Genomic DNA, 22,397 nt, shown 5'->3' on the forward strand with positions numbered 1-22,397 from the left:
AAGGATTGCTTTCCCGTCGAGGAGAACGTCTGGAATCCGAGCCAGAGCGTGTAGACGACGGGAAATGCGATCATCGCGACCGTGAAGATCACGGCCGGCGCCGACAGCGCCGCCATCTCCAGTCTCTGCCGGTCCTGCGTGAATGTCGCTGCCGTGTCCGACATGCGTCCGCTTCCTTGGGATCAGGATGAGGTGCCGGCCAGCGCGAAGCCGGACAGCACCGGGCGATTACTTCTGGGCGATCAGCGCATCGAGGGCTTTGTCCGCGTCCGCACAAGCCTGCTCGACCGGCTTCTGCTTCAGGATCAGGTCCTGCACCGCCTGGCCGATGAACTCGCGCGACTCGGGATTGGCGACGATCGGATAGCCGACCTCGGAGGAGCCCTTGGTGGCCAGCACGTCGAGCGCAGCCTGCCACTCCTTGCGAACCGGCTCTTCGTCGATCCACTTGCGGTATTCAGGATCCTTGGCGACCGACGGACGCGGCGGAGCGATGCCCTGGAGCGCCATCTTCTTTTGCACCTCGGGACTGGTTGCCCATTGCACGAAGTACCAGGCCGCATCCGGCTGCTTGCTGTGCGAGGACACGGCCATGCCCCAGCCGATCGTCGTCGGCACCTGCCCTGCCTCACCGGCCGGGAACGGAAGCAGGCCGGTATCCTTGAGGCGCGCGCCGCCGTCCATCACCGTGCGCAGTTCGTTGGAGGATTCGAATGCCATCGCGGCGCGACCGCTGCGATACAGTGCGGAGATCTGCTGGAAGCTGTAGTTGACGACACCGGGCGGGCCGAAGTCGCGCAGCAGGCGGCTGTAGGTGTCGAGAGCTTCCTTGCCCTTGGCGGAGCACAGGTTCGACTTGCCATTGGCGATGTAGCTGCCGCCGACATTGTGCAGCATATTGCTGAACGTATAGGCGACCGCGGGTTTCAGACCGCGCGAGACGAACGGCGTGACCGCGCTGTCGCAGGTCTTGATCTTCGCGGCGGCCGCCTCGACGTCCTTGATGGTGTTCGGCGCCTCGATGCCGCACTTCTTGAAGATGTCGGTGCGGTAATAGAAGATCGGCCCTTCGATGTTCATCGGCATGCTGGTCAGCTTGCCGCCGAAGGTGGCAGCCTTCAGCAGCGCCTGGCTGAGCCCGGCCGGATCGTATTCCTTGGCGACCTCGTTCCTGGCCATTGCGCTGAGATCGGCATACCAGCCTGCGGCAGAGAACTGCTCGCCCTCGCGCGAGGGCAGCGTCATGAACACGTCGACCTCGTCGCTGTTGGCGTTCATGACCGTGACCAGCCGCTGACGCATCTGCTGTTCCTGATAGCCATCGACCTTCAGCGTCATGCCGGTCAGCTTCTCGAAATCGGCCTTGTAGGTCAGCAGCGCTTGCGAGACGGGATTGTTATTGGCGAGAAAGGTGACGGTCTTGCCCTTGAACTTCATCCAGTCGAAATCAGCCGCATGCGCCTGCGCACCGACCGAGGCCGCCACAAGAACCGGCAACGCGACGTGCGTCGCGAACATCCTGGCCTTCATCGAACTCTCCTCCCGGCTGGCCGCCTTTGGTTGGCGGGCCCTTTTTTACGCTCATTCTTGAAAACGGTTACATCCTAAGCTTCACGTCGGCCGTGTCAAGCAATGGACAACCGTCGCAATCTGCGGCAGATTTGTACCGCCGCCGCTACCAGTCGGCGACAAAGCAAGATGTAACGTTACATTTATGAGACTGACAAACGCCACATCTGCCAAGCAGGGGATCCGCGCCGTCGCCGCCCGCGCCGGCGTATCGACGGCCTCGGTCTCGCGCGCCCTCAACAATCCCGATGCTGTCAGCCCCTCCCTGCGGGCGCGCATCGAGCAGGCCATCGAGGCGCTGGGCTACATCCCGCATGCGCCGGCGCGCATCCTGTCGTCACGCCGTTCCCGCACCCTCGGCGCGATCGTGCCGACCATCGACAACACGATGTTCGCGCGCGGCATCGCTTCGCTCCAACAATATCTCTCGTCGGTCGGATATATGCTGTTCCTCACCACCAGCGGATACGATCTGGATGTCGAATTGCAGCAGGCGCGCAACCTGATCAGCCGCGGCGTCGACGGCCTCGTGCTGCGCGGCGATTGCCATCACGACGGATTGCGCAAGCTGCTCGCTGACAACGCGGTACCCTTCATCAATGTCGGCATCTACCAGCCGGACCGGCCCTACCCTTGCGTCGGAACCAACAACGAAGCCGCGGCCCACCGTGCGGCCACCCATGTCATCGAACTCGGCCACCGCCGCATCGGGATCGTCTCGGCGCTTCAGCGCAACAACGACCGCGCCAGCGCGCGCGTCGCCGGGTTCCGACGAGCGCTGGCCGAGAATCATCTCGAATTGCCTGCACGATGGCATGTCGAAGTGCCCTATACGCTGGACGACGCACGCGAAGCGGCGCGCCACCTCCTCAATCTGGAAGACCGCCCGACAGCGGTGGTGTGCGGCAACGACGTCATTGCCTATGGCGTGTTGCTCGAGGCGGAGCGCAGCGGATTTTCGGTGCCGCGCGATCTCTCCGTGGTCGGTTTCGACGACCTCGACTGGAGCCGCCATTTGCGGCCGAGCCTGACCACGATCCACGTTCCGACCGGGGAAACCTGGCAGCGCGCCGGTGAATATTTGGTCCGCAGCCTCGCCGGCGAACAGGCGATCATGCATCGCGAAATCGACTTTTCGCTCGTGGTCCGGGAATCGACGGCCGCGCCCTCCAAGCCCTGAAATGAGATCCTGCCGATGAGTTCCAATTTCACTCTCGCCCCCGGCTTCCACGCCGTCGTGATCGGCGGCGCCGGTGACATCGGCGCGGCCATCAGCAACCAGTTCTGCGATCTCGGGGCGACGGTGACCGCAACGGGCGCCAATGAAGCCGACCTCGCTCGTACGCTGCTCGAGCCGCGCGCCGGCCTCGCGCTCGCGACGCTCGACGTGACGAACGACGACGCCGTCATGTCATTCGCCCGGCAACACCGGCGCGTCGACGCACTGGTCAACTGCGCCGGCATTCTCGCCCGCGACAAGGAGTTCGAGATCGAGACCTTCATGAAGGTGCTCGACGTCAACCTGACCGGTAGCTTCCGGACCTGCATGGCGTTTCGGTCCCTGCTGGCCGAGAGTAAAGGTTCGATCGTCAACATCGCCTCGATGAACGCGACGCTGGCGCTGCCGCGCATTCCCGCCTATTGCGCGAGCAAAGGTGGCGTCGTGATGCTGACCAAGGCGCTGGCGCTCGCCTGGGCCGAGCAAGGCATTCGCGTCAACGCGGTGGCGCCCGGCTACATCGAAACCGCGATCAACGCGGCGGGCCGAACCGACCGCGCGCATTACCTGCGCATCGCCGACCGCACGGCTTTCAAACGATGGGGACAGCCGGAGGACATCGCCGGCGCCGTGGCATTTCTCTGCATGCCGGCATCCCGTTATGCGACCGGAACGGTCGTTGCGGTGGACGGCGGTTTCCTGGCCGGATGAGCGCCGAAGCGCGCTCACATATTCGCGCCGCTCCAAGAAAAGCTGGAGAATTTCGCACTTTGCGTCGATCCTATGTGGGGATCTACGCCTCCGCTAACGCTCCGGCTGCCAAAAGCCGATCGATCTCATCCGGCGCAATGCCCCAATCGACAAGCGCTGCTCGGCTGTCGCGCCCCGGCATCGGCGGCGTCCGGCTGAGCTCGGAATGTGTACGCGAGAAGCGTGGAGCCGGCTGTGGGTGCCGTAAGCCGTCAAACACGGCATACGCGCTTCGCGCCGTCATCTGCGGATGGGACGGCGCCTCGTCGATCGACAGCACCGGCGCCAGGCAGGCATCGCAGCCCATCGCGGCGGCCACCCATTCATCGCGCGTTCGTTCAGCAAATATCGCGGCGAACCGTTGCCGCATCTGCGGCCATGCCGAACGATCGTTCTGGGCAGGCAGTCCCTCGATGCCAAGTCCCATGACGGTCAGCAGGTTGGCGTAGAAATGCGGCTCGATCGCCCCGACCGCGACAAACCTCTCGTCCTTGGTCTGATAGGTGCGGTAGAACGGTGCACCGCCATCGACGATGTTATCGGTCCGCCGTCCGGTCCAACTGCCCTGCTGCCGGAAGGCTTGAAATGCCGACATCAGGTGGGTGACGCCGTCGATCATGGCAACGTCGACAGTTTGCCCCCGTCCCGATCGTCGCGCTTCCATGGCCGCCGACAAGACCCCGACCACCAGATAGAGGGCGCCGCCGCCGAGATCGGCCACGAGATTGAGCGGAGGCGGCGGAGGCCGATCGGCATCGCCGAGGCAATGCAGCGCGCCGGTGAGCGCGAGGTAGTTGATATCGTGCCCCGCCTCCTGTGCCAGCGGCCCCTCCTGCCCCCAACCCGTCATGCGCGCATAGGTCAACCGCGGGTTCGCGGCGTGGCACACGTCGGGCCCGAGCCCGAGCCGCTCCATCACCGTTGGACGAAACCCCTCGATCAAGGCATCCGCCTCGGCGATGAGTTTCAATGCCGTGGCGATTGCTTGCGGCCGCTTCAGATCGAGCGCCACCGAGCGCTTGTTGCGATTATAGAAGTCGAACCGGGCCGGCAGGTCGGGTTCGACGCCCGGTTTCGCTATTCGATCGATCCGCACAACATCGGCGCCGAGGTCGCCGAGCAGCGCGCCGGCGAACGGTGCGGGTCCGATGCCGCCCATCTCCACGACGCGAAAGCCTTGCAAAGGTCCCGTCAAGGCGAACTCCTTTCGTCACACTTGGCGTCGCTATCAGCGGTGAAAGCGCACGACGTCATCGATCCGCGCCCGCTCGACGCGCGCCGCGTTGGCGCTGACGCCGTCGTCCTCATAGCCGAACGAGATGCCGAACAGCAGTTTGTAGCTGCCGGGAATGTCGAGCTGTTCGCGGACGATATCCGGAAACAGGCCGAGTGCACCCTGCGCGCAGGAGCCGATGCCCCGCGCCGTCAATGCCAGCATCAGGGTCTGCGCATACATGCCGATATCGGTCGCCTCGCGCGTATCGAACGGCTCCGGCATGAAAATGAAGACGGCATGCGGCGCATCGAAGAATGCATGATTGCGAACGTAGGCCAGCTTGCGTCCCGCCTTGTCGCTCCGCGCCACGCCCATCGCACCATACAGCGCCTGCGCCGCGCCGACCTGGCGTTCGCGATAAACGCCGGAATACTTGCCGTCGGCCGGCCAGTCCGGCTTGATCGGCTCGTCGCGCATTCCCGCCGCGACCAGGGCTTCACGAAGGCGCATGAGCTTCGTCCCCGACACCACATGGGGCGTCCAGGGCTGCACGTTGCAGTTGGAGGGTGCGTATTGGGCGATCGCAAAGATCTCCTGCAAATCCGCCTCGGGCACTTCGCGCGCAAGAAAGCCGCGCACCGAGCGCCGACGGCGGATCGCCTCATCGACATTCATCATCGGCTGCTCCGCCATGCTCAGGGATCGTTCGCGATCAGCGCCATGCCGCGCGTCGCATAGGCGTGGGCGAGACGCCGCCCCACATTCGCGGCATCCGGCAGGACGCTGTTGCCGAGATCGCCTCGGGCCGCCACGCCGGCGCTTCCGACCGCCCCGCGAAACATCGCGAAGACCTGGTGAAACGCGGTCAGGCGCTCGCTCGCACAGGTGAGCTCGTAATAGCGATCGAGATATTCCGCTTCAGTGGGAATGCCCATCTCCGCAAGCGTGCAGCCAAGCAGCCCTCCGTTCTCGTCCGGTGCCATGCGCCAGGCCTGGCTGTTGAAGGCAAGGTCGACAAGCGGATGCCCGAGCGTCGACAATTCCCAATCGAGCACCCCGATCACGCGCGGCTCGGTTTGATGGAAGATCACATTCGCCATGCGGAAATCGCCATGACATAGCGCCAGGGTCTCGCTGGTCGGCACGCGCTCGGCCAGCCAACGCACCATTCTGTCCAGCGCCGGGTTGTCGTCGTCGCCGCGGCGGTACTCAGCCCAGAGCCTGGACCAACGATTGAGCTGGCGGGCGAAATAGTTTCCCGGCCGGCCGAAGTCGCCGAGCCCGACCGCTTTGTAGTCGAGCTGGTGGATGCCTGCGAGGGTTGCGCACATCGAGCGATAGCAGGCGGCCCGCTCCTCGCACGCAAAGCCGCGCAAGCCGTAGTCGTAGACCACCCGCCCCTCCAGCCATTCCATCAGATAGAACGGCGTGCCAAGGATCTCCGGATCCTCGCAATAGCGATAGGGCCTGGGCGTCGGGACGGCGCTGCCCTGAAGCGCCACCAGCACCCGATATTCGCGATCGATGGCGTGCGCCGACGGCATCAGGATGTTGTTCGGCTGCTTGCGCAGCACCGCGCGCCAGTCGCCACGCGTCACAAAATAGGTCGGGTTCGACATCCCGCCGCTGGTGCGCGCGACGACCGTCGTGCCGCGTCCGCCCAGCCACTCCCGCAGGTAGGCATCGAGCCGGCGAAGGTCGAAGTCGGGGCCGCCATCACGCGCCTGCACGCTCATCGCGACTAGCTCGCGCTCTTGCCGCTGAAGCCGAACAGGTATTGTGCGACCCGACGCATCTGCACCTCTTCGGTCCCTTCCGTGATGCGGTAGCGGCGATGATGGCGGTAGATGTGTTCGAACGGCATGGCACGGCTGTAGCCCATGCCGCCATGCACCTGCATGGCGCGATCGGCGGCCTCGCAGCACAAGCGGTTGGCGCGGAAATTACAGATCGACACCATGTCGCTGATCGTGAGCGGGTTCTGGCGATCCATCTGCCATGCGGTGCGGAAGATGAAGTTGCGGAGCATCTGATACTCCGCCCAAAGCTCGACCAGCGGAAACTGCACCGCCTGCTTCTTGGCCAGCGGCTCGCCGAAGGCGACGCGCGATCTGGCGTAGTTGACGGCCTCCTGGATGCAGTAGCGCGCCGCGCCGGCGCTGGCGGCCGCCTGCCGGATGCGGTTCTCGTGGACAAAGCGTTGCGCGACGACGAGACCCTCGCCTTCCCGGTGCAGGATCGCGCTGTCGGGCACCCGTACATTGACGAGCTCCGTCTCCGCGTGATCGCTCGGCATGTTGAAGGTCCAGTGGTTGTACAGCACATTGTGACCGCTGGTATCGGTCGGCACGATAAACGCGGTGATGCCCTTGGCCTCGCCCGGCTTGCCCGAGGTGCGCGCGAACACCAGGTTGGCGTGTGCCCGAGCCACCTGGCTGTTCCAGCGCTTGCGGCCGTTGATGACCCAGTGATTGCCGTCGCGCACGCCCGTGGTCTCGAGCCAGGTCGCGTCGCTGCCATGTCCCGGCTCGGTCAGGCCGAACGAGAGATGCTTTTTCCCCGTGATGATCCCCTCGATGTAGGTCTTCTGCTCCTCGGTTCCATAATCGGCCAATGCCGGGATGATCGGGAAATTGCCAACGATGGAGGACTCGTCCTGGAGATCGTTGTGCAGACCGAGCCCCTTGGCCGCGAGATGCTCGCGGATCGCGGCGATCGCGAGGTTCGACGCGCCCTGACCGCCACACGATTTCGGCAGCCCGTAGCGAAGATGCCCGGCCTTGTCGGCGCGGCGCTCCATTTCGCCGATCAATGCCCGCCAGTCATCGCGGGGGCGGCCGTCATTGTCCCAATCGGTGCGGGCGTTCTCACGCCGGTGGTCGAAGAACCTGATATTGTTGCGTTCGAGCGGCTTGATCTCGGCCTCGATGAAGGCATCGAGCTCGGCGAGCTTGTCGGTGATCTCCTTCGGAAGTTCGAAATCCACGGCGCCTCTCCTGTTTCTGTTCTTGTTGAGCTGCCTGGCCTGCTAGAGCGCGATCCGGCCAAAGGGATGGGTGCTGCTGACGCCACCATCGACCGACAGCAGTTGGCCGTCCACGTAGGACGAATCATCGCTCGCCAGGAAGGCCGCGGCCGCGGCGATTTCCTCGGAACGTCCCGGACGCTTCAGCGGCGTGACATGCCCGAGCTTGGCTTCGACGCCGCGCGCCCGCGCGTCCTCGAACACCTTGCGCGTCAGTTGCGTCTCGACCAATCCGGGGAGCACCGCGTTGACGCGGACGCCGGTACCGGCAAAGGCGTTGGCGGCCGTCTGCGCCAGATTGTTCACGGCGGCCTTGCTCGCGCTGTAGGAGATCGCGCCGGCATTGGCGCGGAGCGAAGCGGCGGATGATGTCAGGATGATCGAGCCACGGCCCTGCGCCGTCATGTGGCGGCCGGCATATTTGATGGCGAGGAAGCAACTGATCGTGTTGATGCGATAGACCTCGGACCATTCGTCGACGGTCTGCTCGAGCAGCGGCGTATTGGTCCCGGTGACGCCGATATTGGCGAAGAAGACCTCGAGCCCGCCGAATTCGTCGACGCAACGCGTTACGATCGCGGCCACATTCACCTCGACCGCGGCATCCGTGATCATGGCGGACGCGACCCCGCCCTCGGCCCGGATCGCAGCAGCGACCTCTTCGGCATTGCCGGCGCGACCGACCACCAGGACCGACGCACCTTCGCGCGCGAAGCGGATGGCGCTGGCGCGACCGATTCCACTGCCACCGCCGGTGACCACCGCGCGCCTGCCCTCGAGCCGCTTCATGCGCTTTCTCCTATTTTGCCGGAACGGTCCAACCGCCGTCGGCGGTGATGACCGCGCCCTGGATGTAGCTGGCGTCATCGCTCGCAAGGAACGCCGCAAGCGCCGCGATCTCCTCGGGCGCGCCGAAGCGCCCGGCGGGCATCTCGCCCTGACGGGTTGCGATCGTCGCCTCGTCGAACTGCGCGATCGATGCCGGCGTTCCGATCATGCCGGGCGCAATCACGTTGACGCGGATCTTGCTCGCAGCCAGTTCGGTCGCCGAGGCACGCGAGAGCCCGACCACGCCGGCCTTCAGCGCAGAATAGGCGATGGAATCCTTGGCTGGATGGAACGCCGATACCGAACTCAGATTGACGATCGAGCCGCCGCCACGCCGTACCATCTGCGGCACCACGGCCTGCGTACTCCAGATCAGACCATGCACGCCGACGGCAAACATCCGCTCCAGCGTATCGACCGCGATGTCCGCCAGGGGTTCGAAGCGTGCGAACACCGCATTGTTGACCAGCACGGCGACCGGCGCATTGAACTCGCTCTCGACGCGCGCAAACAGCGTGTGAACGTCCTCGCGCCGCCCGATATCGACCTCGTATCCTCTCGCATCGAAGCCCATGTCATTGAGCCGGCCGACGGCGGGCTCCAGGCGGCGCGCGCTGATATCGACACAGGCAAGTCGCCCGCCCTCCCGGCCGAACCGCTCGGCGATAGCGAAACCGATCCCGCGCGCGGCGCCGGTGACGACGCAAACGCGATCCTTGAGGCGCGCGTTCATGCGCTGGCCTTGGCGGGTTCAGCGAACGCCTTGGCGATTTCGCGGAGCTGATACTTCTGCACCTTGCCAGCCGGCGTCTTCGGCAGGTCGTCGACGATCTCGATGCGTTCCGGCCAATACTGCTTGGCGACCTTGTGCTCGGCCATGTGCGCCTGCACGGTGGCGAGATCGAGCGTCGCGCCCGGCCGCAGCACCACGAATGCGCAAGCGCGCTCCCCAAGCCGCGCGTCCGGATAGCCGACGATGGCGACCGAGAGCACGGCAGGCAGCTTGAACATCAGGTTTTCGATGTCGAAGACCGGGACGTTTTCCCCGCCGCGAATGATGATGTCCTTGATGCGGCCGTCGATCCGGATGTAGCCCTCGTCGTCCATATAGGCCATGTCGCCGGTATCGAACCAACCTTCGGCATCGAATGGCTCCATGTCCTCCCGCTTGTAGTAGCCGAGGAACATCTGCGCACCGCGGACCTTGAGCAGCCCGCGCTCGCCGACTGCGGCCGGCGAACCGTCCATGCGCAACACCTTGACCGCGACGCCTTCAACCGGACGGCCGTCGGTTTTCGACGATTTTTCCAGCGCGCGCTCCGGTTCAGTCAGCGTGCTGGCGAGCGACTCGGTCATGCCCCAGAGCGAGCAGACCTTGAGGTCGAGCTCGCGATAGGCGCGATCGATCAGCGCCGGCGGAATCGGCGCACCGGCGCAGAGGAATTTGCGCAGTTCGGCCGGCTTCGCCGCGCCCGCCGCCACCGCCTCGCACATATCGGCCAGGAACGTCGCGGCGCCGGCCGAATAGGTCACGCCCTCCTTGGCCATGATCGAGACGCCGCGTTTCGGCTCCCAGATGTCCTGGAAGATCACCGTGGCGCCGATCTTCAGGCCAAGCAGCATGCCGGCGGCAAAGCCGGTCATGTGGCCGAGCGGCGAGCAGACCAGCATGGTATCGGTGGCATTGAGGCCGAACCGTCCACCGAGCCCGATGCAGCAGCCCATCAGCGTGTTGAGGCAATGCATCACGCCCTTCGGAGAGCCCGTGGTTCCCGACGTGAACATCAGCACCGCCATCCGGTCGGCCGGCATCGCGCCGATCTCGCCCAGCGGTGGCGGGCCGAGGCGTTCGCTGCCGGACAGCAACGCCTGTTCGAAGCTGCCGGGCCCCTCGCCGTCCACCACGATGACCTGCGCGAGCTTCGGCAGGCCCGGTTTCAACGCGCGCGCCATCGCCTCGTGATCGAAGCCACGGAACAGCTTTGGCACGACCAGGAGCTTGGTCTCGGCGAAGCCGAGCATGTAGTTGAGCTCATGCTCGCGGAAGATCGGCATCAGGGGATTGACGACCGCGCCGACCCGGAACGCTGCCAGGGCAATCACCGCGAACTCCCACCAGTTCGGCAGCTGAACCGATACGACATCGCCTGCACCGACACCGAGACGACGGAGTGAGGCGGCCGCACGCGAGATCAGATCGCCGAGTTCCGCGTAGCTCAACCGCTTGGGCGCGTCGCGATCGGCGCGGTCCGCCATCAGCGCGAGCTTGTCGGGCGCAGCAGCGATCGTCTGCTGCAGGAACTCGTCAAAACTCTTGTCGACCCAGAAACCGCTCGCACGCATCGCGCGCGCATGCGCCACGGGATCGAAACGACGCTCGCTCATGACGCTGCCTCCATGACGATTGATCGATGCACTTGACGGCATTTTCGTGCGCTAGTGTATTATATTTGAAATGGACTGCAACAGCTATTTGGATGATAGTTCGAGTATCAGTTGGAACACGCCGATTGTTGCTTCGTGAGCTAGTGCATTAGTTTGGCTCACAGCGGAATCACAAGGGAGGCAGGCATGAAGGCGGCAGTCCTGGAACGGCGCGGCGCGGACGGCGTGGTCTGGCGGGATTTCCCCGATCCCGTGCCGGCGGCCGGCGAGTCCGTGCTGAAAGTCGCAGCCGCGTCGGTCAATCGTGTCGATCTCTACATGCGCGATAATGGCAGCGGCATCACCCACGTTCTGCCGCAGGTGATGGGGGTCGAGGCCGCCGGCGAGGTCGTCGAGGCGGCTCCGGGCAGCGGCTTGAGGCCGGGCATGAAGGCCGTGCTGTTCTCCGAAGCCTTTTGCGGCAAGTGCCGCTATTGCCTGGCTGGCGACCAGCCGCTCTGCGAGAACGTCAGGATCATGGGTGAGCATCGCCATGGCGGCTTCGCCGACTACATCGCGATGCCCAGCCGTTGCTTCGTTCCCCTCCCCGACGACGCCGATCTCGTGGCCGCGGGTGCACTGATGACCGGCCATCTCACCGCCTGGCGCATGCTGTTCGGCAAACGCGCGCTGCAACCCGGCGAAAGCGTCATGATCGTCGGCATCGGCGGCGGCGTCGCGGTCGCCTGCCTGCAACTTGCCAAGCTGGTCGGCGCCCGCGCCTTCGTCACCTCCTCCAGCGACGAGAAGCTCGCCAGAGCCGCAGCATTGGGAGCGGACGGCGGGGTCAATTATCGACGCGACGAGGTTTCGGCCGCCATCCAGCAGATGAGCGGCGGCGGGGTCGACATGGTGATCGACAGCGTCGGCGAAGCGAGTTGGGGACAATCGCTGCGTTCCCTGCGACGCGGCGGCCGTCTCGTCACCTGTGGCGCCACCACCGGCTCCAATCCACCGGCCGATCTGCAACGGGTGTTCATCCGCCAGCTTGAAATCTATGGCTCGACCGGCGGCAGCATCGGTGAATTCCGTCAATTGCTCGACGTATTCAATCGCGGCCTAGTCAAGCCGGTGATCGATTGCTCATTCAAGATGTCGGACGCCCCTTCGGCGCTGGCGCGTCTCGCTTCGGGAGCGCAGTTCGGAAAGGTGTCGCTCGTGGCGTAGCGAGGCGCCACGGGCGAAACGAGCCCGACGTCACATCTTGCAGGCTGGATCGACGGGCGCAATGATGTCCGCTCCCGGCTCGATCTTCTTGATCTGATAGGTCGGCTTGCCCTCCGGGCCCATCACGATCTGGCTGATCGCCATCCGCCGCGCCGTCTGATGATCGCCCGCGCGGATCTCGACATCGCCCAGCACCGTTTCGGTCTTGAGGCCGGACAGCGCCGCGCGCACCGCGTTGATGTCGGTCGAATTCGCCTTCTGGAGCCCGGCTGCGATCAGTTGGATCGCGGCATACTGGTCCGCACTGGTGTAAGGCGGCAGCTCGCCATTGTATTTCTCTTTGTACGCCTTCACGAAGGCTTCGGCCTGCGCGCCAGGGAAGCCAGCCACGAAGCCGATGTTCTGGTAGACGCCGAGCACCGTCTCGCCTTGCGCCGGCAAGGTTTGCGGGATCACGAAGGAGTTGCCCAGCACCATCTTGTATTTCTTGAACAGGCCGAATTGGTGCTGCTGCTTGGCGAGATTGATGGCGTCGCTGCCAAAGATCGTGACGAACAGGCCCTCGGCGGGATCAGCCCCGAGCTCGGAAATCTTGGCGCCGAAATCCGGCGTGCCATTGGGTGAAAACAGGGTCTTTCCGATCGTTCCGCCCTGCGACGTCACCAGCGCCTTGAACTTGTCGGCGGAATCGCGCCCGGCGGCATAGTCGACCGCGATGATGTCCCATTTCTTGATGCCCAGGTCCTTCAGGAACTCCCTGAACGTGCCCATGATCATGGAGTCGTTGGCATTGACCCGGAAATAGTTCGGCGTGCAGTTCTTACCGGTCAGTCCGTCGGCATTCGCCATCACTTCCAGCATGATGGCCTTCAACGTCGGAAGCTTGGCCTGGAGGGCCGGCGTCACCGCCGACGTGTCCATACCGGTGATGAACATCGCGCCATCCTTCTGGACCGCGCGGGTGGCACCGTCCACCGCGGTATCGGGCGTGCCGGGGTAGGAGATGAAGGTCGCTTCGAGCTTCTTGCCGGCCGCGCCGCCGGCGGCGTTGATCTGTTCGATCGCGAGGTTGACCGCCTTGACCTGGGTGTCTTTCAGGCCGGCGAGCGGTCCGCTGTCGATCAGCAGCACGCCGATCTTGACCGTGTCCTCAGCCAGCGCCGCGCTGCCGACGGCCAGCGCGATCGCGGCGCCGATCGTCGCCGCACGCAGGATTCCGAAAACCGACCCCACCGATGATGTCCTCATTGCTCCCCTCCTTCGTTTTTTAGAGCGCCATGAGCGCCTGATTCTCCGGTGCGCCGATGGCGGCGATCGCGCCTGTCCCGACGACCTCGCCCTTTGCCAGGATGACGAAGCGATCGGTGGCGCGCTTGACGAGGCTGAGGTGCTGCTCGACCACGAGCACGCCGGTCCCGGCGCCGCGGATGGTGTTGAGGGTGTCGACAAGACCGTCGATCAGAACCGGTGAAAGACCCTCCGAAGGCTCGTCGAGCAGGATGAGGCTCGGGTTGGCCATCAAGGCCCGCCCGATCGCCAACATCTGCTGCTGGCCGCCGCTCAGCATGGTGCCGAGCCGATCGGCCCGCTCCTCGAGCACCGGAAACAACTGGTAGATGGTCTTCAAGGTCCAGTGCCCGGCCCGACCGGTCGACCGGCCCAGCAGCAGGTTCTCCTTGACGGTGAGGTTCGGCAGGATGCGTCGTCCCTGCGGCGCGATCGAGACGCCGAGCTTCGCGGCGGTGTAACCCGGCAGGCCGTCGATCCGACGATCACGAACCCAGATCTCGCCGGATCGGATATTGGTCTCGCGAAACACGGAGAGCAGTAGCGTCGACTTGCCGGCCCCGTTGCGGCCGACCAGGGCCACCGACTCGCCCTCCTCGACCGTCAAGTCGATGCCACGCAGCACGGTCGACGCGCCATAGCCGGCAAACAGCGACTGGATCCGCAGCGCGCTCATGCCGCGGTCCCCAGATACGCAGCGATGACGCGATGGTCGGCCCGGATCGCCTCCGGCGTCCCCGTCGCGAGGTGCCGTCCGAGATCGAGCACGGTGACCATGCCGCAGCAGGCGAACACCGCGTCGACATCGTGCTCGACCACCACGGCAGCAATCCTGCGTTCGCGAACGAGGTCGCGCACATGCTCGAACAGCCGCAGCGTCTCCACGGCGGAGAGACCGGCGCCCGGCTCATCCATTAACAGAAGCCGCGGACGGCCAATCAGCGCCAAGGCGACGTCGACCCGGCGCTGCACGCCGTAAGCGATGCGTCCGGCCTTCTGATCGAGAAAGCCGCCCAGATCCATAACCTCGATGACGTCATCGAGCTGGTCGTCGCCGAGATTCTGTGCGACGAGTTCGAGCTGGTCACGCACGGCTAGGTCCTGGAAGATGCTGGTGCGCTGGAACGACCGTGCCATGCCCTGCCGGCGGCGCCAACTGATCGACCGATGCGTGATGTCCTCGCCGCAATATCGAACGCGCCCCGATGTCGGCCGCCGCCGGCCGCAGATCGCGTCGAGCAGCGTGGACTTGCCGGCGCCGTTCGGGCCGATGATCCCGTGCAGCACACCATCGCCGCGCACCGCGAGATCGACGTCGGTCAAGGCCTGCACCGAACCATAGCTCACCGACAGTTTCTCGATCGCGAGCATGTCAGGACGCCTCCCGCCGCCGGCCGAGCCGTTTCGACAGGCCGGACAATCCGCCGACGACGCCGCGCGGGAACACGACGATGAAGAGCACGATCGCAATCCCGGTCAGCAGTTGCGTGAGCCCGCGCGCCCCGAACTCGTCCTGCGCAAAGGAGAAGATCAATCCGCCGAGGATTGGCCCGAGCGAACCGGCGATGCCGCCGATCAGCGCGGCCACCAGCGTGTTTGTGCTCACCGACAGGCCAAGGCTCTCGGGCGAGACGAAACCGGCATTGAGCACGTGGAGGAAACCCGCAATGGCGGCCACGACGTTGACCAGCACATATCCGGTCAGCCGTGGGAGGAATGTGTTGAAGCCCGAGAACCGCATGCGTTCTTCGTTCTCCCGGATGGCACGCAGCACGGACCCGAGACGGGACCGTGCGATCCCCCAGAACGCCAGTCCGATCAGCACGGTCACGATCCAGGCGAGTGACCAGAATTGAGCGGGATCGGCAAAACGCGCAGCCTCAATGCCGAGCACGGATCCGTTAATCCGTACGACCAGCCCGTCCGCTCCCCCGGTGTAGTCGCGCAATCCCTCGAGCAACACGGCGTGGCTGATCATCTCGCCGGCGGCGAGCGTCAGCATCATGAAGGCGAGAGGCTTGGTCCGCACGATCAGTGCCCCGAGCATGATGGCGTAGACGACCAGGATCAGGAATGCGACGCACAACGCGATGGTCGGTGTCAGCCCCCCGTCGCTCATGCCGATCGCGAACAGATATCCGGCGCCGCCATAGACGCTGGCTGCGCCGAGCGCCACCAGCCCGGCCTGGTTCATCAGGAAGGCGACGCTGAGCGCGAGTAACCCCAGCAGCAGACCCTCGCCGCCCAAACGCAGAACGAAATCGCTGGCGAGATAGGTCGGCACGACGGCGCCCACGCCGAGCCCGATCAGGCCGCCAAGGATGGCGAGCGATCGTCGCGGCAGCGGGCCGCCAAGCGTGGTCGCAGCTTCGTGCAGGTCGTCGGTCATCGTGCCGTTGCTCAACCCAGCACCCTCCCGCGTCCGATGCCGCCCGGCGCAATCAACAGCACCACCATGAGCAGGATGTAAGGTACGAGCGATGCAAGATTGGGCAGGAATACCGATCCCGCGACCTGGACGAATCCGAACAGCAAGGCCGCGATGATCGCGCCGCCGATGCTGCCGGTGCCGCCGATCACCACGATGATCAGGCAGTTCACGATCATCACGACGTCCATGCCGGGATCGACCGACAGATACGGCCCGGCCAGCACGCCGGCGATGCCGGCAAATGCGGTGCTGAGGCTGGTCACCAGCAGGCTCAGGCGATCGGCATTGATCCCCATCATGCGCGCCACCGACGGATCCTGGCTGACCGCGCGCACATACAGGCCCGACGACGTGTAGCGAAGCCACAGGGCCAGCAACGCGCACGAGCCGAGCCCCATCACGATCAGGAAGAGCCGATAGACCGGGTAAGACAGGTTCAGGATCGTTACCGAACCGGACAGGATGTTCGGCGCTTCGACGCTACGCGCCTCCCCGCCATAGACGTAGATGATGATCTGGCCGACGATGATGCCGAGCCCGAGCGTGACCAGCGCTACCTCGATGTGCGAGCGGCGCTGCAGCGGCCGCAACGCCAGATACTCGAATGCGATCCCGAGCAGCGCCAGCAGGACCGGAACGAGCAGCAGCGCCAGCCAGAACCCGCCAACGAGGGCGATCGTGTAGCCGAGATAGGCGCCGAGCATGTAGATCGCGCCGTGGCCGAAATTGATCACGTCGCGCAGGCCGTAGATCAGGGCAAGTCCGCTCGACAGCATGATCAGCAGCGAGGCCAGCGCCAGCGAATTCGCGATCAACAGCGCGATCACGACCGCGCTTCCTTGTCACGATGCATCACCGGACGGCACATGCCTGTCCGATGCGCCGCCAGCCTGCGCGCTTGACCTCGCAAAGGGCCCTCCTGCCATTGCTCGGCACCGCGCGGCGGATACTTGATCGCGCCCGGCACCGGCCTTCAGCATTTCCCCGTCCTGGTGGACGTACTCGAGTTTGACACTCGATTAGTACACTGGCTTATCATATACTGGTATTCGCCGCAAATCCTAATCCGGGCCGTGCGCTGCGGCATCTCGCGCAGCCGCGGAGCAATCATGACAAAGCTGATCCTGATCCGACATGGAATGCCCGACGAAGGCCATCCGCTACGACCACACGATCCGCCGCTGAACGAAGTGGGCAAGAACCAGGCGGCGCAGCTCGCGGACCGGCTGGCGAACGAAGGCGTCGGCCGCATCGTCAGCAGTCCTCAGATGCGCGCGCAGGACACCGCGTCACCACTCGCGCAACGGCTCGACCTCGCAATCGAGACGATGGATGGCCTCGCAGAAGTCGACCTTTACACGGACCGCTACCGCTCGCCGGAGACGATCAGGAAAGAGAATCCCGGACGCTGGGAAGAATTTCAGATCTCTCCGGCACGTTTCTTTGGACGAGACGACGATGAATTCCGCGACGGAGTGTTGCGGGGATTCGCGGCGATCCTGGCCGATCCGAAACAGTCGACGATCGCGGTCTTCAGCCACGGAATGCCGATCAAGACCGTGCTGCTCCACATTCTCGGCCTCACCACGGCCGTGAAATTCACCATCGGGCATTGCTCCGTGACGAGGGTGACCGGTGAGTCGATCGACGCGCTGCGGATCGAAAGCGTCAACGAGACACTGATTTCACCTCGCGCATCCTAGAGCCCCGTTCTGATAGAATCGGAACGGGGCTCTAGGTCCTTGTCTTGACGCGTTTTCTTCACGCGAACCGGTACCCACTTCGCTCGAAAACGCTCCAGCGATCGGCGAGACCGGATCGACCGCCTTCCGTCAGCTGGTGATCGCGGGGATGCGGTCAGTCCAGCGGCGGCCGCGCAAGCGGGCATCGACGGCAAGCGAATGGTTTTCCTGGGCGGAGCCATGACCGATCCGTCCGTCGAGCTCCCATCTGATCAAGCCGATCCAGCAGATCGCATTTCCATAAGCGCGCCAGGGTGCGCCGGCGAGCGGAACACCGCGCAGTTGATGCTTGCGGCCACGCTGGTCCGTCACCAGGGCATCGATCACGATCGGCGTGATGCCGAGCCGCGTCATCGTCATCTCGACATTCATGATCGCCATCACCTCGCCGTTGTCGAGCAGATAGCCATGGGCAAAGCGCTGGTCCTCGCCGGCCGGCTTCTCGGGATCCAGATGCATGTGGAAACGAAACCCGAGGGATTCGCCAAACTGGGCCCAAAGCGAATTCATCGGCGGGATCTCCAGTTCCGGCCGCGGACCCCAGCTATGGTTCATCCTGTCGACGATATCGATCGAGTATTCCCTGCCGCGCAGCTTCAGCGTGCCTTTGAAGCGGCCGTGCATGTCGTAATGGCCCTTGTAGCCGCTCCCCATCGACGTCCGCGCCAGCCGTTCCTGCTCGGTCTTGCCGGCGAGCGGGTTCTGGTCGGGATCGTGGATATCGAACGGATCCATGATCCCGACGATATCCATGTGCAACTCGGTGCCCTCGCGGCCGACATAGTCGATGCGATAATCGCGGGGCGGCTTGACGGCCTTCACGCTCAGCCCGTTTGGACCGTGAATGTGCGAGAATCGTTCCGGCGCCGGAAGGTGGAAGCGGGTGTCGACATACAACGCCTCGAACTCGGTCTCGCTGACGGCGCCGATGAAGCGCACGTCGTTCTGCATGCAGCCAAGAACGGGACGCACGCAGACATAGATGTGACCAAAGATGCGTTCTTCGGGAATTGACACCGGCAGGTAGTACGTCTCTCCCCAGGTGTAATCATCCTTGTCGGTGAAGTGATATTCGAGATCCTGCGCAGTGATCATTGGATTTTCCCTTCGCTTCGGCCGGCTCCGTCGCCCGGCACGGTTTCATGCATCGGATTTCTTGAAGCAGACCGACATGAGGACACCCGAGATCGCGACACTGGCCGCGATGACGTACATGCCAAGGACGGTCGAACCGGTCGCGTCGGTGATCAGGCCCAGCATGTAGGGGCTGACAAAGCCGCCGAGATTCCCGATCGAATTGATGGTTGCGAAGCCGACCGCCGCGGCGCCCCCGATGTAGATGCGGGCAAGGTTGGCCCAGAACACGGTCGATGCAGCCAGGATACCGACCGCCGCCATTGTCAGGCCGAACAGCGACAGCGGAACGCTCGCGCTGAAATATGCACTCATCGCGAACCCGATCGCGGTCATCAGGATGGCGATCGTCCGCACCGCGCCCCTGCGCCCGGGGCATCGGAAAACGGTCCGACGAAGACGACTGCGAGACCGGCGGCGAGCCAGGGCAAAGCCGACAGCCAGCCGATCGTCATGGTGTCGGAGATCCCCGCCTGCTTGATCAATTGCGGCAGCCAGAACGCGATGCCGTAATAGCCGATCAGCAGGCAGAAATAGGCCAGGCACGCCAGCAGCGTTTCCGGCTTGCGCAGCGCATCCTTGTAAGTGTGCGCACCCGCCGTCTTCGCGAGCGCGGCGACCGCATCCTGCGCGACCCGCTTCTCATCGTCGGTCAACCACTTGGCATCCCCGATATCGTTCGCCAGGCCGAACACGATCAACGGCGCGACAAGGACGGTCAGCGCACCTTCGATCGCGAACAACCATTGCCAGCCGGAGCATCCGGCCACGCCGTGGAACAGCGTCATGATCAGGCCGGAGAGCGGCCCCGCCGCGACAAAGGCGATCGGCACCGAGACCCAGTAGAGCGAGTTGAAGCGGCCGCGCTGGCTATCCGGAACCCATTGCGACAGATACAGCATGACACCCGGCGCAGTCCCCGCCTCGGCCGCGCCGATCACGAAGCGCAGGACATAGAACCAGGTCGTGTCCGTCACGAAAGCCAACGCGATCGTGGCCATGCCCCAGGTCAGGACGATGCGGGCAAACCAGATCTTGGCGCCCACCTTCTGCAAGGCAACATTGCTTGGAATCTCGAACAGGAAATAGCCGATGAAGAAGATGCCGGCGCCAAGGCCATAGGCGGCATTGCTGAAACCCAACTCCTGCCGCATCTGCAAGGCGGCAAATCCGACATTGGCCCGGTCGAGATTGGCAAAGAAGAAGATCAGGATGAGGATCGGAACGATCCGCCACGCGATCTTGGTGTAGAGCCGGTCCACGGTTACGACTGGACCTACGGCAGTTACTGTCGTCATTGATATTCCCCCACGCGGCCCTCTCGCCTGGCAATGCGCCACGCTGGTTGGCTCGCTCCCCTGTGAAAGCCGGCATGCGGACGTGTCAGACCGGCGTCTGCGGCTCGCATTCAGCGGAATGCCGGCAGCAGATCGAGCACATTCCAGTCGAGCATCGCGGTGACGGCACGGGTCATCAAGGCGTGCTTGCGCCGAAGCGCCCGCTCGTGGGTGTTGATGTTGATGCCGACGATGTAGAGCACCGTGCAGAAATCGAACAACATCGCCTTGCGATAGTCTTCGCGTGCGTCCTAGAACGAGTAGCGGATGCCGAACGATCCGATCCGCTCGACGTAGCGCCGCAGCAACTCGAGTTCATGGGCGCGCCGGTCGTCGACGTTCATGCTGTGGCTGACCAGATACGCGAAATCCCTCATCCCCTTGGACGGGCGCACGGCCTGCCAATCGACCGCGACGATCGGGTCGTTGCCGTCCCGCCCGAACAACAGATTGTCGAGGCGAAGATCACCGTGCCCCAGCGTCGACGGCTGGGAAGTGAGCCATTGCTGAAGCGGCACGATCGCGTCGAGATAGGCTTCGCGTGCCTCGCGGAAGCGATCCGGAACGTGCTCCCCGAACCGCGCCTCCATCTCGTTCCAGGCGACGACATACCTGTCGCGCGCCGGCATCACCAGCGGCGCGAGATCCACCTTCGCCATCTTGCCCCAGTACGGGCCATGCAACTGAGCCATCAGGTCGATCGCAAGGCGGGCTTCCTCGACCTTGAGGCCGACCGTCTCGTCACCCGGGCGGTGGTTTGGAAAATCCTCGAGCAGCAGCGCGAAGAACTCGCCCTCGCCGGTCGTTTCGGCGAAGTAACAGGCCGGCGCCCGGACGCTCGCGGCCTTCACCAGGACGTTGTAGAAGTTGACCTCTCTCTGGTAGAGGCCGATCGCCTTGGACGCTTTCCGCCTCACCGGATCGGTGGTGGCAAATTTCGCGAACAGGCTGGCCGGCGCTTTTGTCGACGTTTCCGATCGTGCGTAACGCAAGGTCAGGCGCGCGGACTCGCCGGTTTGCCCGAAACCTAATCCGATCGGGGTGGCCTCGAAACCATCGACCTTTTCGCCTTGCGCGATCAGCCGGTTCGCTCGCAGCACGTCGGTCAACCACGCTGGATCGACTTCCCCCGGCGAGACAGGAAAGGCAGCCTTCATCGTTCCTCCCGCAGGCGACGATGCAATTCGCCCTCCTGCAAATAGCTTTCTTGTCGTCACGCCTAGCATGCCGCTCAACGTTGACGCTTTCGAATCTGCGGTGATAGACTTATCGGTCAATCCGATAAGACGTTTGCAAGGTGAGGATGCCACCCATCGAGTTGCGTCAACTTCGCTATTTCCTGCATCTGGCGGACGAGCTGAGCTTCAGTCGAGCAGCGCGGAAGGCGAATATTTCCCAATCGTCGATGACGGATCAGTTGCAGCGGCTCGAGGATGTCCTGGGCGTGCGCCTTGTCGATCGGAACCGGCGCAACGTTCGGCTGACGCCTGCCGGAAGCGTGTTGCGGCAGGAAGGCCAGGGCCTGCTCGAGCAGATCGAAGCCCTCACCGAGAAGACCCGGGCAGCCGGTGGCATTTCAAGGGAACGATTGCGGATCGGCTACTCCGAGATGGCGCTCAGTTCGCCGATGCCGCGGATCATCCAGAATTTTCGGCATCGCTATCCGGATGCCGACACCATTCTGCTCGAACAATCGTCCAATGGTTCCGAACGGGCCTTGCTGCACGGCACCTTCGATTGCCTGTTCGTGCCGGACCTGCAAGCCCACCCGAAGATCTCGAGCCTCGGCATCGGCGATGACGCCGTGCTTGCATGCATGCCTGAGTCCTCTCCGCTGCTCGACAGCCCTTCCGTCTGCCCCGAACAGTTCCGGGAGCAGCCCATCATCCTGCCCGAGGACGGGAGCCGCTTCGGTGACCGGATCCTGTCCGCTTTCGCACGTGCAGACATCAAGCCGAGGATCGCTGCCCGCATGTCCCGTGCGTCAGCGATCCTGACGCTTGTCGCGGCTGAAGCAGGAATTGGCTTCATCCCGCTGTCCCTGGTCGGTCTGGTGCCAAAGGGCGTGAGCGTCCGACCGTTTGCCAGTCCGCCTCTGACCATCCCGTTCTCGTTGGTCTGGCGGAACGATCCGATCAACTGCGTTGTCGAGCGCTTCGTCGCGGTTGCGCGCGAAACGATCGGGCAAATTGACGAGCCAACGCTCAAGACGACGATGGCGGTCTCGTCGGCCTGAGCCGGCACCCGGCGCCTGTTCAGCGCCTCGGG

Annotated in this window: 23 protein-coding genes; 5 read left to right on the forward strand and 18 right to left on the reverse strand. The window is 64.2% G+C overall.

Going from position 1 to position 22,397, the window contains the following annotated elements; translation table 11 throughout:
• Positions 1-228 precede the first annotated feature (228 nt).
• A complete protein-coding gene (locus tag CWS35_RS24825) occupies positions 229-1,530 on the reverse strand; it encodes an ABC transporter substrate-binding protein (RefSeq protein ID WP_100954313.1) in 1,302 nt (433 codons plus the stop codon).
• A 184-nt stretch (positions 1,531-1,714) separates the two neighbouring features.
• Here CWS35_RS24825 and CWS35_RS24830 point away from each other — a divergent pair, with 184 nt between their 5' ends.
• Together CWS35_RS24830 and CWS35_RS24835 are read left to right on the forward strand one after the other, a co-directional pair.
• Positions 1,715-2,749 (forward strand): LacI family DNA-binding transcriptional regulator, encoded by a 1,035-nt coding sequence (locus tag CWS35_RS24830; protein ID WP_024584112.1) that lies wholly within the window; start codon positions 1,715-1,717, stop codon positions 2,747-2,749.
• Positions 2,750-2,764: 15 nt separating this feature from the next.
• The gene (locus CWS35_RS24835; RefSeq protein WP_100954315.1) at positions 2,765-3,499 is read left to right on the forward strand and encodes an SDR family NAD(P)-dependent oxidoreductase; all 735 of its coding nucleotides are present in this window, start codon (positions 2,765-2,767) and stop codon (positions 3,497-3,499) included.
• 82 nt (positions 3,500-3,581) lie between these two features.
• On the opposite strand, the gene CWS35_RS24840 is transcribed toward CWS35_RS24835, so the two are convergent.
• From CWS35_RS24840 to CWS35_RS24870, 7 genes are read right to left on the reverse strand one after another with little or no spacing between them, the layout of a single operon-like run.
• Positions 3,582-4,733 (reverse strand): CaiB/BaiF CoA-transferase family protein, encoded by a 1,152-nt coding sequence (locus CWS35_RS24840; RefSeq protein ID WP_100954317.1) that lies wholly within the window; start codon positions 4,731-4,733, stop codon positions 3,582-3,584.
• A gap of 33 nt (positions 4,734-4,766) precedes the next feature.
• Entirely contained in the window at positions 4,767-5,432 is a 666-nt protein-coding gene (locus tag CWS35_RS24845; protein ID WP_210202724.1) for a nitroreductase, read from the reverse strand.
• Positions 5,433-5,449: 17 nt separating this feature from the next.
• The gene (locus CWS35_RS24850; protein WP_100954319.1) at positions 5,450-6,490 is read right to left on the reverse strand and encodes a phosphotransferase family protein; all 1,041 of its coding nucleotides are present in this window, start codon (positions 6,488-6,490) and stop codon (positions 5,450-5,452) included.
• 5 nt (positions 6,491-6,495) lie between these two features.
• Positions 6,496-7,740, reverse strand: a complete 1,245-nt coding sequence (locus CWS35_RS24855; protein ID WP_100954321.1) for an acyl-CoA dehydrogenase family protein — start codon at positions 7,738-7,740, stop codon at positions 6,496-6,498.
• A gap of 42 nt (positions 7,741-7,782) precedes the next feature.
• Positions 7,783-8,568, reverse strand: coding sequence for an SDR family NAD(P)-dependent oxidoreductase (locus tag CWS35_RS24860; protein ID WP_100954323.1), 786 nt, complete (start codon positions 8,566-8,568; stop codon positions 7,783-7,785).
• A gap of 10 nt (positions 8,569-8,578) precedes the next feature.
• On the reverse strand, positions 8,579-9,340 hold the full coding sequence (locus tag CWS35_RS24865) for an SDR family NAD(P)-dependent oxidoreductase (protein WP_100954325.1): 762 nt from the start codon (positions 9,338-9,340) through the stop codon (positions 8,579-8,581).
• Positions 9,337-10,992: an AMP-binding protein gene (locus tag CWS35_RS24870; RefSeq protein ID WP_100954327.1), complete on the reverse strand. Its 1,656-nt coding sequence runs from the start codon at positions 10,990-10,992 to the stop codon at positions 9,337-9,339. Before CWS35_RS24870 ends, CWS35_RS24865 begins: the two co-directional genes overlap by 4 nt.
• A gap of 186 nt (positions 10,993-11,178) precedes the next feature.
• On the opposite strand from CWS35_RS24870, the gene CWS35_RS24875 reads away from it, so the two are divergent.
• Entirely contained in the window at positions 11,179-12,198 is a 1,020-nt protein-coding gene (locus CWS35_RS24875; protein ID WP_100954328.1) for a zinc-binding dehydrogenase, read from the forward strand.
• Positions 12,199-12,228: 30 nt separating this feature from the next.
• Here CWS35_RS24875 and CWS35_RS24880 read toward each other — a convergent pair whose 3' ends face one another.
• Genes CWS35_RS24880 through CWS35_RS24900 form a run of 5 tightly spaced genes read right to left on the reverse strand, consistent with a single transcriptional unit; the run spans position 12,229 to position 16,743 of the window.
• Entirely contained in the window at positions 12,229-13,446 is a 1,218-nt protein-coding gene (locus CWS35_RS24880; RefSeq protein WP_100954330.1) for an ABC transporter substrate-binding protein, read from the reverse strand.
• Positions 13,447-13,465: 19 nt separating this feature from the next.
• Positions 13,466-14,161: an ABC transporter ATP-binding protein gene (locus CWS35_RS24885; protein ID WP_100954332.1), complete on the reverse strand. Its 696-nt coding sequence runs from the start codon at positions 14,159-14,161 to the stop codon at positions 13,466-13,468.
• Entirely contained in the window at positions 14,158-14,856 is a 699-nt protein-coding gene (locus tag CWS35_RS24890; RefSeq protein ID WP_100956643.1) for an ABC transporter ATP-binding protein, read from the reverse strand. Before CWS35_RS24890 ends, CWS35_RS24885 begins: the two co-directional genes overlap by 4 nt.
• A 1-nt stretch (position 14,857) precedes the next feature.
• On the reverse strand, positions 14,858-15,889 hold the full coding sequence (locus tag CWS35_RS24895; RefSeq protein ID WP_100954334.1) for a branched-chain amino acid ABC transporter permease: 1,032 nt from the start codon (positions 15,887-15,889) through the stop codon (positions 14,858-14,860).
• Entirely contained in the window at positions 15,886-16,743 is an 858-nt protein-coding gene (locus CWS35_RS24900; protein WP_100954336.1) for a branched-chain amino acid ABC transporter permease, read from the reverse strand. The genes CWS35_RS24895 and CWS35_RS24900 overlap by 4 nt, the downstream gene beginning before the upstream one ends.
• Positions 16,744-17,025: 282 nt before the next feature.
• Here CWS35_RS24900 and CWS35_RS24905 point away from each other — a divergent pair, with 282 nt between their 5' ends.
• A complete protein-coding gene (locus CWS35_RS24905; RefSeq protein WP_157817220.1) occupies positions 17,026-17,619 on the forward strand; it encodes a histidine phosphatase family protein in 594 nt (197 codons plus the stop codon).
• 129 nt (positions 17,620-17,748) lie between these two features.
• On the opposite strand, the gene CWS35_RS24910 is transcribed toward CWS35_RS24905, so the two are convergent.
• The 5 genes from CWS35_RS24910 to CWS35_RS24925 all read right to left on the reverse strand — a co-directional run bounded on the left by CWS35_RS24910 (position 17,749) and on the right by CWS35_RS24925 (position 21,439).
• Positions 17,749-18,753, reverse strand: a complete 1,005-nt coding sequence (locus tag CWS35_RS24910) for a hypothetical protein (protein ID WP_100954340.1) — start codon at positions 18,751-18,753, stop codon at positions 17,749-17,751.
• 45 nt (positions 18,754-18,798) lie between these two features.
• Positions 18,799-19,149, reverse strand: coding sequence for a hypothetical protein (locus tag CWS35_RS24915; RefSeq protein ID WP_100954342.1), 351 nt, complete (start codon positions 19,147-19,149; stop codon positions 18,799-18,801).
• On the reverse strand, positions 19,128-20,090 hold the full coding sequence (locus CWS35_RS24920) for an MFS transporter (RefSeq protein ID WP_100954344.1): 963 nt from the start codon (positions 20,088-20,090) through the stop codon (positions 19,128-19,130). Before CWS35_RS24920 ends, CWS35_RS24915 begins: the two co-directional genes overlap by 22 nt.
• Positions 20,091-20,200: 110 nt before the next feature.
• Positions 20,201-20,353, reverse strand: coding sequence for a hypothetical protein (locus CWS35_RS39105; RefSeq protein ID WP_157817221.1), 153 nt, complete (start codon positions 20,351-20,353; stop codon positions 20,201-20,203).
• Positions 20,354-20,380: 27 nt separating this feature from the next.
• A complete protein-coding gene (locus CWS35_RS24925) occupies positions 20,381-21,439 on the reverse strand; it encodes a phosphotransferase (RefSeq protein ID WP_157817222.1) in 1,059 nt (352 codons plus the stop codon).
• On the opposite strand from CWS35_RS24925, the gene CWS35_RS24930 reads away from it, so the two are divergent.
• A complete protein-coding gene (locus CWS35_RS24930; protein ID WP_024584131.1) occupies positions 21,433-22,365 on the forward strand; it encodes a LysR family transcriptional regulator in 933 nt (310 codons plus the stop codon). The genes CWS35_RS24925 and CWS35_RS24930 overlap by 7 nt on opposite strands.
• Positions 22,366-22,397 lie beyond the last annotated feature (32 nt).

Origin of the sequence: Bradyrhizobium sp. SK17, from assembly GCF_002831585.1 — a bacterium.
GTDB lineage: Bacteria > Pseudomonadota > Alphaproteobacteria > Rhizobiales > Xanthobacteraceae > Bradyrhizobium.